The sequence below is a fragment of the Novosphingobium sp. FW305-C-111 genome (assembly GCF_058783565.1).
The window spans coordinates 33,569-47,603 of sequence record NZ_JBYSYP010000018.1 but is presented as its reverse complement, the minus strand read 5'-3'; the positions used below and the strand labels follow the sequence as shown (position 1 = coordinate 47,603).

Below are 14,035 nucleotides of genomic sequence, written 5' to 3'. Positions count from 1 at the left end.
AAATCAGGGCCCTTCGCATGAGGCGCTGCGCGGCTGGCAACGCCTGCGCCTTCTGCTATGGCCGAGGCGATGACGCGCCGCAACTTCCTGCCCGCAACCCTGCCCGCATTCGCGCTTTTCCTCGCCGGATGCGCGAGCACGGACCGTCCCTATCCCTCGCTCGACCGCCGCCCGGCGGAGCGCGAGAGCGGGAGCATGAGCCCGGTGGCGGGCGCGACACCGGCGCCCGAAGCGCCGCCGGTGCAGACCGCGGGCCTCGCCGGCCAGCTCGATTCGCTCCTGACCCGCGCCCAGGCGGCCGACCGCGAGTTCCGCAGTGTCGAACCCCGTGCCGTCCGCGCCGTCGCGGCCGCGGCGGGGGCCAGCGTCGGCAGCGAGAGCTGGTCGGTCGCGCAGGTCCAGCTGGCCCAGCTCGAATCGGCGCGGAGCAATGCGATGATCGTGCTGGCCGACCTCGACGCGATGCTCGTCGCGGCAAAGATCGCGGCAGTCGACGCGGCAAGCGCCGACCTTGCCCCGATCGAGGATACCCGCAACCGGGTGATCACGCTGATCGCCGCCGAGGACGATACGCTTGCCGCCCTGCGCGGCCGGGTCGCCGGCTGAAACGAAGACGGGGCGCCGCATGAGCGACGCCCCGTTCACGGCCCGTCCGGGGGGGATAGGACGGGTCAGACTGTCGCGGCGATGACCGCGATCACGACGCCCCAAAGCACGATCAGCACCGGCAGGATCAGCACCTGCACCGCCGCCGCGCCGGCATCGAGCGGGCCGGACAGCGTCTGGATGCCCTTGCGCTTCCAGTCGTACCAGCCGAGCGAATGCGAGCGTGTGTCAGGCTTCATCGTCGCCCACTTGCTCAGCACCACGCCGGCGACGGCGATGAAGAACACAATGACCGCCATCGGCAGCAGCAGCTCGCCGTTGTGGAACATCAGCGCCATCAGGCCCATGAACACGAGGTAGGCCCCGCCGGTCGCGGCATAGAGCCCGGTGGGCAGTTCGAACGTGCGATCGACGACGGTCGCATTGGGGTTGTCGACCACCGCGGCGATGCTGTCGATGTCGGGGGCGGCGATGTGCTTGCTCATGACCTGGGCTCCTTCAGCGTGGAGCCGTCATGCGCCGGGCCGGGGCGCGATTCGTTGACGCGGGTCAAAAACCGTCGCGGTTATTTCCAGCGCGCAAGGTCGGTGTGGTCCTCGGGCCGCGGATCGATCCAGCGCCAGCCGTCGGCGGTCTTCTCGCGCTTCCAGAACCACGCGTCGCTCTTGAGGTGGTCCATGGTGAAGTCGACCGCCGAGATCGCCTCGCGCCGGTGCAGCGCGGCGGCAGAGACGAGTACGATCGGCTCGCCGGGGAAAAGCTGCCCGGTGCGGTGGACGATCAGGATGCCCAGCAGGGCGAAGCGCTTCGCCGCCTGCTCCGCCAGCGCGCGCATGCCGGGCAGGGTCAACGGCTCGTAGTGGCTGAGCTCGAGCGCCTCGACCCCGCCGCCGCTGCGCACCTCGCCGACGAAGGTGCAGATCCCGCCGAGCCCCGGGTGGGCGTTGGAGAACGGTCCGACGAATGCGCCGGGGATGAACGGCTCGGCCAGCAGGCGGACGTCGATCACCTCAGCCCCCGCTGACCGGCGGCAGGAACGCGAGCTCGTCGTGCTCGCCCAGCACAGGCACGCTGTCGTTCGAGATGAGCTCGCCGTTGAGCGCGCGGCGCACGCGTTCGTCGGTCAGCGCGATGGCGAGGCCGGGCGGCAGGCTGGCGAGGATATCCGCCAGCGGTCCCGCCGCGACGATCCGCTCGCCGCCCCCCGCTACGTCGGCGAGGCGGCCGAGGAACACCAGTTTCGCCACGCTCAGCCCCCGGTCATCGACATGTGGCGGGCGAGCGCCGGTGCGGCACCGCGGCGGTCAATGGCAAACGCATGGCGCTCGGGCTTCTCGCCCATGGCCCGCGCGAAAGCCTCGGCGATGGCGGCGTCGGGATCGGCGGAGCGCAGCGCGGCGCGCAGGTCGACCTGCCCTTCCCCGCCAAGGCACATGAACAGCTGACCGGTGGCGGTCAGCCGCACGCGGTTGCAGCCCTCGCAGAAATTGCCGGTGAGCGGGGTGATCAGGCCGAGCCGCCCGCCGGTTTCGGCCACGTCGAAGTACCGCGCCGGTCCGCCGCTGCGGGCATCGCTGGGGGTCAGGGTCCAGCGCCGTTCGAGCTCTTCCTTGACTACGGTCAGCGGCAGGTAGTGGTCGAAGCGGTCTTCCTCGACCTCGCCCAGCGGCATGACCTCGATCAGCGTGAGCTCGCAGCCATCGCGGTGCGCGGCCTCGACCAGCGCCGGGATATCCTCGTGGTTGAGCCCCTTCAGCGCGACGGTGTTGAGCTTGACCTTGAGCCCTGCCTCGCGCGCCGCGGCGATCCCGGCAAGCACATCGGCGAGCTTGTCGCGCCGCGCCAGCCGTTCGAACAGCGCCGGATCGCGGGTATCGAGCGAAACGTTGACCCGGCGCACCCCGGCCTCGCGCAGATCGCCCGCGAACTCGGCAAGGCGGGTGCCGTTGGTGGTGAGGGTCAGCTCCTCCAGCCCGTCGCCGAGCTTGCGGCCGAGCGCGCGGACCAGCTCGATCATGTCGCGCCGGACCAGCGGCTCGCCCCCGGTCAGGCGGATCTTGGTCACGCCGCGGTCGATGAACGCCAGCGCGGCGCGGTGCAGCTCCTCGAGGCTGAGCACCTCGTTCTTGGGCAGGAACACCTGGCGTTCCGGCATGCAATAGCTGCAGCGCAGGTCGCAGCGATCGGTCACCGACAGGCGGAGGTAGGTGATCCGCCGGGCGAATCGGTCGATCAGGGGGGCGCGTTCGCTGTTCACTGGCCCAAGTGTACGAAATCTCGGGGATAGGCTTCAAGGTGCGCGCCGGCATCGACGAAAATCGTCTGCCCGGTCACCGAACGGGCTGCGGCAAGCCAGGCCACGGCGTCGGCGATTTCCGCGGGATCGGGCAGGTGGCCGAGCGGCATCAGCCCGGCGAGCCGCGCCCACTGCGCCTCGCCATAATCGCGGGTCGGCAGGGTCAGCCCCGGGGCCACCCCGTTGACCCGGATCCGCGGTGCCAGCGCCCGCGCCAGCGTGCGGACCGACGCGTGGAGCGCCTGCTTCGACAGCGTGTAGCCGAGCTGGTCGGGCACCGGGTTCGCCACGCGCTGGTCGAGCACATGGACCACCGCCCCATGCGCCTCGCCCAGCGCATCGGCCAGTCCGCGGGTGAGCAGCACCGGCGCATGAAGGTTGACGGCGAAGTGCTGTTCCAGGCTTTCGCGGGTCACGCTGGCGATGTCGTCGTCGTGGAACAACGAGGCGCAATTGACGAGCAGCGTCGGCGTGCGCCCGCCCAAGGCTGCGACCTCGCTCACCAGGGCGGAGACAAACTTGTCGTCGGCCAGATCTCCGTGGACGAGATGGACAGCGGCGCCGGCCTGTCGCAGTTCGGCTTCGAGCGCTGGATCGCGCGCATTCGGGTGGTGGGCGTGAAGCGCCAGGTCCCAGCCTGCCGTCGCCAGCCGCCGCGCAATCGCCGCGCCGATCCGCCGCCAGCCCCCGGTGACGAGCGCGAGCGGCCGGGCCATCAGGCGGAGAGGTCCGCGGGGCGCTGGCGGGTGAGCGTGATGCCGATCTCCTCGCCCGCCTCGCTGATCGCCAGCTTGACGATCTTGACGCTGACTTCGCGCACCCGCCGGTCCTGGAGGAACAGCGTTTCGCAGATGTGGTCGGCGACCGCCTCGATCAGCTTGAAGTGAACATCCTTCGGCAGCCCGTCGCTCGCGGCGAACTTGAGGTCCATGTAGTTCTTGCTGGCGCTCAGCGGACAGTCCGGCGTGTAGCGCGGCTGATGCTCCAACTGGGCCCGGATCGAGATCCGCAGTGGCTGCGGCCGCCCGGTCTCCTCCGAGTAGATTCCGGTGAGCACGTCGGTCTCGACGTTGACGACTTCGAGGATGAGGCTGTCGGACACGCGCGGGCCTTTAGCGCCGGATCACGAATTGCGCCAGCGCGCGAAGATCGCGGTCGGCAGAACGCGCCCGTCGTCGCCCTGCTCCCGGATCGCGAGGTCGCCGTGCTCGAGCGTGCCGGGCATGTCGCGGAACGCCTCGTCGAGCAGGCCGGCAAGCGCAAGGCTGCTCATCCGCACCGCATAGACAGTGAGGAACAGGAAGCGGCTGTTCGTGTCGAGCAGGCGGCGGCAGTCGGCGATCAGGCCCGGCAGGTGCTCCTCCAGCCGCCAGACCTCGCCATCCGGACCACGCCCGAACTTGGGCGGATCGAGGATGATCCCGTCATAGCGCCGTCCCCGCCGCACTTCGCGCGCAGCGAACTTGGCCGCATCGTCGACGATCCAGCGCACCGGGCGGTCGGCCATGCCAGACAGCGCGGCATTCTCGCGGGCCTGGGCGACGGACTTCTTCGAGGCGTCGACGTGGGTAACCGGGCCGTACTGGCTGAGCGAGAGGGTGCCGACGCCGGTGTAGCCGAAGAGGTTCAAAGTTGCCGCGTCCCCGCGCAGGCGGGGACCTCCCTCCGCCAAGCGGTCCGTATGCGGCACGAGGTCCCCGCCTTCGCGGGGACTCAGCATCTCCCCCATCCAGTCCCACACCGGGGCCATGTCGGGGAAGAACCCCAGGTGACGGAACGGCGTGCAGCTCGCGGTGAAGCGGACGTCACCACGCGACAGGGGCCAGCCCTCGCGCGGCACCGGCTTGGCGAACTGCCACCGCCCGCCGCCGTCCTCGTCGGAGCCGGGCACGAACTCGCCGTCCGCCTGCCACTCCGCGAGCCGCGGGGACCACAGCGCCTGGCCCTCCGGCCGGATGAACCGGTAGGGTCCGTACTGCTCGAGCTTGCGGCCGTGCCCGCTGTCGATCAGCGCGAAGTCTTCCCAGCCCCCGCCGATCATCAGCTGCGGCTGGAGGTCGAGCCGCGCCATCAGCCGTGCTTCGGAGTCGCCCGCTCGGCGATGTAGGCGCTCACCGCCTCGTAAGTCCCCGGCAGGTGGGCGCAGCGTTCCTCGCGCTCGAACAGGTCGCCGACGCGAGCGGGCAGGCCCGGGCGCTGGCCGGTGGCGCGCTCGACCGCGTCGCGGAATTTGGCCGGGTGCGCGGTGGCGAGCGTGACGACGGGGACCGTCGGGTCGAGCCCTTGGGCGGTGCGCGCCGCATGCAGCCCGATCGCGGTGTGCGGATCGATCACCTGGCCGGCCGCCTCGTAAGCCCAGCGCATCGCCTGCGCCATGTCGCCGGCATCAGCGCGGGCCGAAGTGAACAGCGCCGCCGCCGCCTCGCGCTGCGCATTGGTGAGCTGCATCGCCTTGCTCGCCTCGAACCCGGCCATCTGCGCAGCGAGCGCCGCGCCGTCGCGTCCGGCGGCATCGAACAGCAGCCGCTCGAAGTTCGAGGAGATCTGGATGTCCATCGACGGCGCCGCGGTCGGCGTCACCGAGCTCGCCGAATAGTCGCCGCTCGACAGCGCGCGATGGAGGATGTCGTTGACGTTGGTGGCGACGATCAGCCGCTCGACCGGCAGCCCCATCTGCGCCGCCACATACCCGGCAAACACGTCGCCGAAATTGCCGGTCGGGACCGAGAACGCGACCTTCCGCGCGGGCGCGCCGAACTGCAGCGCGGCGGCGAAGTAGTAGACCACCTGCGCCATCAGCCGCGCCCAGTTGATCGAGTTGACCGCGGCGATCCCGAACCGCCCGGTCATCGCGGTGTCGCCGAACATCCGCTTTACCATCGCCTGGGCATCGTCGAAGCTGCCGTCGATGGCGATGTTGTGAACGTTGGGCGCGAGCACCGTGGTCATCTGGCGGCGCTGGACGTCGCTGATCCGCCCGTGCGGATGAAGCATGAACACGTCGACCTTGGCGCGGCCCGCGACCGCATCGATCGCCGCCGAGCCGGTGTCGCCGCTGGTCGCGCCGACGATAGTCAGGTGATCCTCCCGCCGCGACAGGAACTCCTCGAACAGCAGGCCGAGCAGCTGCAGGGCGACGTCCTTGAACGCCAGCGTCGGTCCGTGGAACAGCTCGAGCAGCCACTGCCGCTGGTCGAGCTGGACCAGCGGGGTGACCGCGGCATGGGCGAAGCGGCCATAGGCCTGTGCGGTCAGCTCGCGCAGTCGCTCGGGCGTCAGGCTTTCGCCGACGAACGGGGCCATGACCCGCGCCGCCAGTTCGGCATAGGGCAGCCCGGCGAGTCCGGCGATCTCGTCTTCGGTGAAGCGCGGCCATTCGCGCGGGACATAGAGCCCGCCGTCGCTGGCGAGGCCGGCGAGCGTCACCCCTTCGAAATCGAGCGCCGGCGCCTGCCCGCGGGTGCTGATATAGTCCATGGCCGTCCCTGCTGGTTTGCGGCGCGGTTAGCGGGGCGGGCGCTGCGTGGCAAGCGATCGTCCGGGATGAGGCGCGCTGCCTTTGCCCCCAATTTCGTCATGCTGAACTTGTTTCAGCATCCCGCCTCAACCTTACGCCGGAGCGCGCCGAGTGAGCAGCCGCACGGTTGCCGCGTTTGGGAATGGCCGGAGGAAGACGGGAGTGGCCCCTGAAACAAGTTCAGTGTGACGTTGTTTGGTAGAACAGTGGCGGCCACCCGCTACCCCTGCATCCGCTTCCGCACCGCCACCGCGTAGATCACGCTCGCGGTCAGCGCGAACAGGAACCACTGCACCGCATAGGACAGGTGGTTGTTAGCCAGATCGTTCGGATCGGGCCGGGCGTTGGCCTCGAGACCGGCGAGCGGCGGGTCGGCGACGAGCTTCGGACCGGGGCCGACCCAGCCTGTCACCTCCCCGCCCTGCCAGCCCGACGGCGCGGGATTGCGCGACCAGCCGAGCACGACCGGGTAAGAGTTGCCTTGCGGATTTTGGCACTGGACCAGCTGCGCGAGCCCGCTCTCGCCCCGCAGGTTGCGGCCGGCGATGGAGGTCGGCGCCGTCACCCTCACGCATTCGACCCGGCTGCGATGGTAGAGCGCAGCGTCCACCTCCGCTGGTGTAGCCGGGAACGGGACCTCGGCGCGCGACTGCTGCGCCGCCGCGTACCGTTCCAGCAGCGCCTCCTTCTCGTGCATCCGGGCGAGCTGCCAGAACCCCAGGCGGATCATGATGGCGACGGCGATCACCACAACCAGTGTCGCGAAAACCGGAAGTCGCTTCACTTCTTCTCGCGCCCTTCACCCGCGCCGCGGCGGTATTCGAGGATCAGCAGCGCGGCCTTGCTCACCCGCAGCGTGGCGATCACCGCCAGCACGGTCAGCGGCACCCACAGGATCACGTGGACCCACAGCGGCGGCGACAGCTTGAGGTCGACCACCACCGCCAGGATCGTGATCAGCGCGCCGACGATCAGGGTGAGGAACCCCGCCGGCCCGTCACCGACGTTGAACTGGGTGTAGTCGAGCCCGCAGGCCCGGCACTTCGGCGCGAACCGGATCACGCCGTCGAACAGCGCCTTCTTCGCCCCGCAGCGGGGGCAGGATGCGGAAAGGGCAGCCGCGGCGACACCGGGCTGCCCTTCCGTCCGTTCCGGTTGTCCGGTCACGAGTCGGTCATCAGTGGATCGGCGCGCCCCAGCCGCCCCAGACGTAGATCGCCGCGAACAGGAACAGCCACACCACGTCGACGAAGTGCCAGTACCACGCCGCCGCTTCGAAGCCGAAGTGCTGGCGCGGAGTGAAGTCGCCGTTGTAGGCGCGCTTGAGGCAGACGATCAGGAAGATCGTGCCGACGATCACGTGGAAGCCGTGGAAACCGGTCGCCATGTAGAACGCCGAACCATAGGTGTTCTTCCCGAAGGCGAACGGGGCGTGATAATATTCATACGCCTGGATCGAGCTGAACAGCAGGCCGAGCAGGATCGTCGCCCACAGGCCCTTCTTCAGCCCGTCGCGGTCGCCGTGGATCAGGGCGTGATGCGCCCAGGTCACCGTGGTGCCGGAGCACAGCAGGATCAGGGTGTTGAGGAGCGGCAGGTCGAACGGATCCATGACCGCTTCGATTTCCTTGGGCGGCCAGACCCCGCCGACCACCTCGGAAATTGCCGAAGGGAACAGCGAGAAGTCGAAGAATGCCCAGAACCAGCCGACAAAGAACATCACCTCCGAGGCGATGAACAGGATCATGCCGTAGCGCAGGTGGAGCTGCACGACCGGAGTGTGGTCGCCCTTGTGGGCTTCCTTGATCACGTTCGACCACCACGAGAACATGGTGAGCAGCACGCCGGCGAGGCCGAGCATGAAGACGTACTTGCCGCCCGCCATGCTGTGCATCGCGAGCACACCGCCGCTGGTCATCGTCAGGGCGGACATCGAGCCGATGAAGGGCCAGGGGTCCGTCGGCAGGATGTGGTAGTCGTGGTTCTTCGTCCCGGCCATGATCGTCGTATCCCCCGGAAATTGTCAGGTCGTGCCCGGCTGCGAACCGGGCTTCACGCAAGGGCCTTTATCGCTCGCTTGGGCAGCGGTCCAGTCACTTTGCAGCGGTTTTCGTCGGGCCGATGCCCTGCCCCGGCGCGGGCAGGAACGTGTAGCTCAGCGTGATCTCGGAAATGTCCTTGGCATCGGGATCGGTGAGGATCGCGGGATCGACATAGTAGATCACCGGCATCCGAACCGCCTGCCCCGGCTCCAGCTTCTGTTCGTTGAAGCAGAAGCACTGGATCTTCTTGAAATAGGCCCCGGCCCGCTCGGGCGAGACGTTGAAAACCGCCTGGCCGATGACCGGCTTGTCCGAATTGTTCTTCGCGTCGAACACCACCAGCTTGCGCTGGCCGATCGGCAGGTCCTGCTTGCCGACTTCGGGCCCGAAGGTCCACGGCAGGCCGCGCTCGACATTGGCGTCGAAGCGGACGGTGACCATGCGGCCCGCCGCCGCGATCCCCGCAGCCTGCGCCTCGCTAACCCGCTCGGGCGTCCCGCCGAAGCCGGTGACCTGGCAGAAGATGCGGTAGAGCGGGACCGAGGCGAAGCCCAGCGCCAGCATCGCCGCCGCGCCCGTCAGCGCGAACAGCGCGACCTTGCGGTTGCGGCGGGCGTCGGGGGCGATCGCGTGGCTGGCCATGTCTTGCGCCTCTTAGTGCTGCATCTTGGCGATGGTGATGAAGAAGAACAGGATGGCGAGGCCGCCGAGGACCAGCCCCAGCACCTTGGCCTTGCCGCGCTGGCGGCGATAGTATTCGTCGAGATCGGGATCGGTCATGCCTGCCAGCCCTGCAAGGTCGCCCAGCGGTCCGCGACCAGCGCGGCGAACAGGGCGAAAAGATAGAGAATCGAGAACGCGAACAGCTGCTTTTCGGGCTTCATCGCGTCGCCATCCACGCTGTGGCGAAAACCCACGCGGGTCGCCAGCGCGAGGAACGCGAGGCCGAGCACGATTGCCGAGACGCCATAGACCGCGCCGGTCCCGCCGATCCACCACGGCGCGACCGCCAGCGGCAGGAGAAGCAGCGCGTAGATGAAGATCTGGCGGCGGGTCGAGGTTTCGCCCGCGACCACCGGCATCATCGGGATGCCGACCTTGGCGTAGTCGGTCTGCACGAACAGCGCGAGCGCCCAGAAGTGCGGCGGGGTCCACATGAAGATGATCAGGAACAGCAGCACCGGCATCGCGGTGATCTCGCCGGTCGCGGCGACCCATCCGATCAGCGGCGGGAACGCGCCCGCGCCGCCGCCAATGACGATGTTCTGCGGGGTGCGCGGCTTGAGCCAGATCGTGTAGAACCACGCGTAATAGACGATCGACAGCGCCAGGATCGCGGCGCAGAGCCAGCCGACCGCGATGCCCATCACCAGGACCGAGCCGACCGAGAGGGCAATCCCGAAGTCGCGCGCGGCGTGGCGCTCCATCCGGCCCGAGGGCAGCGGGCGCTGCGCGGTGCGCTTCATCCCTGCGTCGATGTCGGCTTCCCACCACTGGTTGAGCGCCGCCGCGCCGCCCGCGCCGATGGCGATGCAGAGGATCGCGGTGAAGCCGAGCACCGGGTGGATATGCGTCGGCGCAGCGAGCAGCCCGCACAGTCCAGTGAAGATCACCAGGGTCATCACGCGCGGCTTGGTCAGCGCGAAGAAATCGCGCCATTCGGCGGGCAGCGCGGGCGAGGTGGCGACCTGGGTCATGTCCTGGCGCCGCCTATAGGCGCGGGTGCGATTCGAGGGAAGGGCTCAATGGGGGGTGGTTTGCGCTCTCGCCCACCCCTGCCCGCTGTTCGCATTCGCGAACGCCTTCGGCTCCCCGCATGCGGGAGGGGAATGCGAGCGCCGCGTCTAATCTCCCCTCCCGCGAGCGGGAGGGGTCGGGGGTGGGCATGTTTGCCTCTGCGCTGACCGAAGTTGACGCAAAGGCGCCCGGTTTGCGCTGTGACCTTCCGGCCCCGCCCGCCCCTCCGCTCCCCGCCCGGCCCAACTGCGCGACGAGGCGCAAAAGCGCCGTGTTATCGGCCTTTTCGGCGAGCGCGACGCACTCGCCCTTGTGGATCACCGGTCGCACCAGCCCGCCGAAGGCGCGCGCGGCGAACTCCTCCAGTGTGACCTTCCGTTTCGGAACGTTCGCGCCCGCCAGCACCCGGTCCCACGCCGCGGCGAAACTTTCCGCCCCCGCCTTGCGCCGCAGCCGGTACGCCGTCTCCCGCGCCATTCCGGCATGGCGCGCAGCGGCGGCGACCGAGCGGGTCCGGGCGAGCGCGACGAGAAACTTGGCTTGGCGCTCCTGCGTCCAGCCATCGGTCCGGGCGCGGGTGGGGACGGGCACGAAGGCGGGGACGCGCGCGCTGCGGCGGCGGGGCGTGCTGCGGGGATAATCCTTCATCCCGGAGGATAAGGCAGATTTTGAAGATGTAGGACAGAGCGATCCTCCCCGGAACGGGGAGGGGGACCAGCCCTGAACTAGTTTCAGGGATGGTGGAGGGGCACCGCCCGTGAACCCGATCCTCGCAGAGAGCACCCGTTCTCTTGCGCGTGCCCCTCCACCACCCTGCGGGTGGTCCCCCTCCCCTTGCAGGGGAGGATAGCAAAACGCCCCGGAGTTTCCCCCGGGGCGCTTCGTTGTCCGCTTCAGACCTGGCTCAGTGATGGGCCTTGTCGTCGATGACCGGGAGGGTCTCGAACTGGTGGAACGGCGGCGGGCTCGACAGGGTCCATTCGAGCGTCGTCGCGCCCTCGCCCCAGTAGTTGCCTTCCGCCTTCTTGCCGGCGACGAACGCGTAGATCACGTTCACCAGGAAGACGAGCACCGAGACGGCCATCACCTTGTAGCCCAGCGTCGCGAGCTCGTTCCAGTGCTGGTACGCCGGGGCGTAGTCCGGATAGCGGCGCGGCATGCCCTGGACGCCGAGGAAGTGCATCGGGAAGAAGATCAGGTTCACGCCGACGAAGAAGATCCAGAACTGGACGTGGCTGAGGAACTCGGAATGCATCCGGCCGCTCATCTTCGGGAACCAGTACCAGAAGCCGGCGAACAGCGCGGTGACCGCACCCAGCGACAGCACGTAGTGGAAGTGCGCCACGACGTAGTAGGTGTCCTGGAGGTTGTCGTCGATGCCGCCGTTCGAGAGGACGACGCCGGTGACGCCGCCGACGGTGAACAGGAAGATGAAGCCGATCGCCCAGACCATCGGCGACTTGAACTCGATCGAGCCGCCCCACATCGTCGCGATCCACGAGAAGATCTTGATGCCGGTCGGCACCGCGATGACCATCGTGGCGGCGGTGAAGTACATCTTCGTGTTCACGTCGAGGCCGGTGGTGTACATGTGGTGCGCCCACACGATGAACCCGACGACGCCGATCGCGACCATCGCGTAGGCCATGCCGAGGTAGCCGAACACCGGCTTCTTCGAGAAGGTCGAGATGATCTGGCTGATCATGCCGAAGCCCGGCAGGATCATGATGTAGACCTCGGGGTGGCCGAAGAACCAGAACAGGTGCTGGTACAGGATCGGGTCGCCGCCGCCGGCCTGGTCGAAGAAGGTCGTGCCGAAATTGCGGTCGGTGATCAGCATGGTGATCGCCGCGGCGAGGACCGGGAGCGACAGGAGCAGCAGGAACGCGGTGACCAGCATCGACCACACGAACAGCGGCATCTTGTGCAGGGTCATCCCCGGCGCGCGCATGTTGAGGATCGTGGTGATGAAGTTGATCGCGCCCATGATCGACGCGGCACCGGCAAGGTGCAGCGAGAAGATCGCGAAGTCGACCGCCGGCCCGGTCGAGCCGTAGGTCGACAGCGGGGCATAGGCGGTCCAGCCGATGCCGGCACCGTTGCCGGTGCTGTCACCCGGCACGAAGGCCGAGAACATCAGGCTGCAGAAACCGGCGAAGGTCAGCCAGAACGAGATGTTGTTCATCCGCGGGAAGGCCATGTCCGGCGCGCCGATCATCAGCGGCACGAACCAGTTGCCGAAGCCGCCGATCATCGCCGGCATGACCATGAAGAACACCATGATCAGGCCGTGGGCGGTGATCAGCACGTTCCACAGGTGGAGCTGCGAGTCGAAGTTGGGGTTCGCCTCGCCCAGCCAGCCGGCGAAGGTGCCGAGGTACTGGATGCCCGGCTCGGCCAGCTCGAAGCGCATCATGCCCGAGACCGCGCCGCCGATGAGCCCCGCGAAGACCGCGAAGATCAGGTACAGCGTGCCGATGTCCTTGTGGTTCGTCGACATGAACCAGCGCGCGAAGAAGCTCGGCTTGTGGTCATGGTCGTGATCGTGCCCGTGGGCGTGATCGTCGTGAGCCTGGAAGGCTTCAGCGTTCGCGGGTGTGGTAGCCATCTCGGTCGAACCTTATCCGGTAAATCGTTTAGCGGGCGGCGGGCTTGGCGGCGGCCGGGGCGGCAGCGGTTTCCGCAGCCGGAGCGGCCTCGCCGACGGTGCCGCCGGGCTGCTGGCGGACCCAGTTCTCGAACTGGGCGCGGGGCAGCGCCTCGACCACGATCGGCATGTAGCCATGGCGGGCGCCGCACAGCTCGGAGCACTGGCCGTAGTACACGCCCGGCTCCTTGATGAAGAGCACCTTCTCGTTGATCCGGCCCGGCACGGCGTCGAGCTTGAACCACAGCGACGGCACGGCGAACGAATGGATCACGTCCGAACCGATGGTCTGGAGGCGGATCGGCTCGCCCGCGGGGACGACCATGCGGTTGTCGGCGGCAAGCTGCGGCGGCTCGCCGCGGCGGATCGCCTCGTCATCGGGCAGCATGTTCGAGATCACCTCGAACCCGCCGTTGTCGGGGTAGGTGTAGCCCCAGTACCACTGGTAGCCGGTGGCCTTGACCGTCAGCGACTTGGCCGGGGCCGGCTCGTACTGCTGGGCGAGCAGGCGGATCGACGGCACCGCGATGACCACCAGGATCAGCACCGGAAGCACGGTCCACACCACTTCGATCATGGTGTTGTGGCTGGTCTTGGAGGCGACCGGGTTGGAACGCTTGTTGAAGCGGACCGCCACCCAGGCGAGCAGGAACAGCACGAACAGCGAGATCACCACGATCACCGGCATCAGGATCGCGTCGTGCATCCACAGCGCCTGCTCGCCGGTCGGCGAGTACTGGTCCTGGAAGGTCCAGCCGCCGTTGACCGGCTGGCCCTTGCCCGGGGTGGGCTTCATGGGGACGTACTTGGGACCGGTGTAGGCCGGCTCGGCAGCAGCAGCCGCGGGCGCGGCGGCGTCGCTGGCGGCAGCAGCCGGAGCGGCAGCCGAGGCGGCCGGGGCCGGCGCGGCGGGTTCACCTGCGGCGGGGCTCGCCGCGGCGGCAGCGGCGGGCGCCGGAGTCGCGGCAGCTTCCTGCGCGGTGGCCTGCGAGGCGAACGCCAGCGTGGCCGCGAGGCCCATGGCCCCAATCGCTTTGCCCAGCGCGCGGGCGGTATCGGCAAGACTCATCGTCGAATGTTCCGCTTTTTCCCTGTTCGCGAGAACGCCCCGAAAAGACGCCCGCACGACCCCTGAAACCCTCAATCGGACCGGCCTATACGCTCGCTTTCCACTTGCCTCAAGCCGGGGC

18 protein-coding genes are annotated in these 14,035 nt (G+C 68.5%); 1 reads left to right on the top strand and 17 read right to left on the bottom strand.

Annotation, left to right across the window (positions count from 1 at the left end; translation table 11 throughout):
* The first annotated feature begins 69 nt into the window (after positions 1–69).
* Positions 70–606 carry a hypothetical protein gene (locus AC3WLD_RS17150; RefSeq protein ID WP_492558190.1) on the top strand — a complete coding sequence of 179 codons (537 nt, stop codon included), beginning with the start codon at positions 70–72 and terminating at the stop codon, positions 604–606.
* Positions 607–671: 65 nt separating this feature from the next.
* Here the strand turns inward: AC3WLD_RS17150 and AC3WLD_RS17145 are convergent, their stop codons facing one another.
* From AC3WLD_RS17145 to coxB, 17 genes are all read right to left on the bottom strand, one after another.
* On the bottom strand, positions 672–1,091 hold the full coding sequence (locus AC3WLD_RS17145) for a hypothetical protein (protein WP_492558189.1): 420 nt from the start codon (positions 1,089–1,091) through the stop codon (positions 672–674).
* Between the two features lie 80 nt (positions 1,092–1,171).
* Positions 1,172–1,615 (bottom strand): molybdenum cofactor biosynthesis protein MoaE, encoded by a 444-nt coding sequence (locus AC3WLD_RS17140; protein WP_492558188.1) that lies wholly within the window; start codon positions 1,613–1,615, stop codon positions 1,172–1,174.
* 1 nt (position 1,616) lies between these two features.
* Complete coding sequence (locus tag AC3WLD_RS17135) at positions 1,617–1,853, bottom strand: MoaD/ThiS family protein (protein ID WP_492558187.1); 237 nt, start codon at positions 1,851–1,853, stop codon at positions 1,617–1,619.
* A 2-nt stretch (positions 1,854–1,855) separates the two neighbouring features.
* Entirely contained in the window at positions 1,856–2,863 is a 1,008-nt protein-coding gene (moaA, locus tag AC3WLD_RS17130) for a GTP 3',8-cyclase MoaA (protein WP_492558186.1), read from the bottom strand.
* Positions 2,860–3,618, bottom strand: coding sequence for an SDR family oxidoreductase (locus tag AC3WLD_RS17125; protein WP_492558185.1), 759 nt, complete (start codon positions 3,616–3,618; stop codon positions 2,860–2,862). The genes moaA and AC3WLD_RS17125 overlap by 4 nt, the downstream gene beginning before the upstream one ends.
* Positions 3,618–4,004 (bottom strand): dihydroneopterin aldolase, encoded by a 387-nt coding sequence (locus AC3WLD_RS17120; RefSeq protein WP_492558184.1) that lies wholly within the window; start codon positions 4,002–4,004, stop codon positions 3,618–3,620. The genes AC3WLD_RS17125 and AC3WLD_RS17120 overlap by 1 nt, the downstream gene beginning before the upstream one ends.
* Before the next feature lie 21 nt (positions 4,005–4,025).
* Positions 4,026–4,973, bottom strand: coding sequence for a class I SAM-dependent rRNA methyltransferase (locus AC3WLD_RS17115; RefSeq protein ID WP_492558183.1), 948 nt, complete (start codon positions 4,971–4,973; stop codon positions 4,026–4,028).
* On the bottom strand, positions 4,973–6,379 hold the full coding sequence (thrC, locus tag AC3WLD_RS17110; RefSeq protein ID WP_492558182.1) for a threonine synthase: 1,407 nt from the start codon (positions 6,377–6,379) through the stop codon (positions 4,973–4,975). Before thrC ends, AC3WLD_RS17115 begins: the two co-directional genes overlap by 1 nt.
* 260 nt (positions 6,380–6,639) lie before the next feature.
* Positions 6,640–7,203, bottom strand: coding sequence for an SURF1 family protein (locus AC3WLD_RS17105; RefSeq protein ID WP_492558181.1), 564 nt, complete (start codon positions 7,201–7,203; stop codon positions 6,640–6,642).
* Positions 7,200–7,586 (bottom strand): DUF983 domain-containing protein, encoded by a 387-nt coding sequence (locus AC3WLD_RS17100; protein WP_492558180.1) that lies wholly within the window; start codon positions 7,584–7,586, stop codon positions 7,200–7,202. The genes AC3WLD_RS17105 and AC3WLD_RS17100 overlap by 4 nt, the downstream gene beginning before the upstream one ends.
* A gap of 10 nt (positions 7,587–7,596) precedes the next feature.
* Positions 7,597–8,418: a cytochrome c oxidase subunit 3 gene (locus tag AC3WLD_RS17095; protein WP_492558179.1), complete on the bottom strand. Its 822-nt coding sequence runs from the start codon at positions 8,416–8,418 to the stop codon at positions 7,597–7,599.
* A gap of 94 nt (positions 8,419–8,512) precedes the next feature.
* On the bottom strand, positions 8,513–9,103 hold the full coding sequence (locus AC3WLD_RS17090) for a cytochrome c oxidase assembly protein (RefSeq protein ID WP_492558178.1): 591 nt from the start codon (positions 9,101–9,103) through the stop codon (positions 8,513–8,515).
* 12 nt (positions 9,104–9,115) lie between these two features.
* Positions 9,116–9,241: a cytochrome c oxidase system small membrane protein gene (locus AC3WLD_RS17085; RefSeq protein ID WP_492558177.1), complete on the bottom strand. Its 126-nt coding sequence runs from the start codon at positions 9,239–9,241 to the stop codon at positions 9,116–9,118.
* Positions 9,238–10,158, bottom strand: a complete 921-nt coding sequence (locus AC3WLD_RS17080; RefSeq protein ID WP_492558176.1) for a heme o synthase — start codon at positions 10,156–10,158, stop codon at positions 9,238–9,240. The genes AC3WLD_RS17085 and AC3WLD_RS17080 overlap by 4 nt, the downstream gene beginning before the upstream one ends.
* Before the next feature lie 13 nt (positions 10,159–10,171).
* A complete protein-coding gene (locus tag AC3WLD_RS17075) occupies positions 10,172–10,846 on the bottom strand; it encodes a hypothetical protein (RefSeq protein ID WP_492558175.1) in 675 nt (224 codons plus the stop codon).
* A gap of 256 nt (positions 10,847–11,102) precedes the next feature.
* Positions 11,103–12,806, bottom strand: a complete 1,704-nt coding sequence (gene ctaD / locus AC3WLD_RS17070; RefSeq protein ID WP_492558174.1) for a cytochrome c oxidase subunit I — start codon at positions 12,804–12,806, stop codon at positions 11,103–11,105.
* 28 nt (positions 12,807–12,834) lie between these two features.
* Complete coding sequence (gene coxB, locus AC3WLD_RS17065) at positions 12,835–13,914, bottom strand: cytochrome c oxidase subunit II (protein WP_492558173.1); 1,080 nt, start codon at positions 13,912–13,914, stop codon at positions 12,835–12,837.
* Between the last annotated feature and the right edge of the window lie 121 nt (positions 13,915–14,035).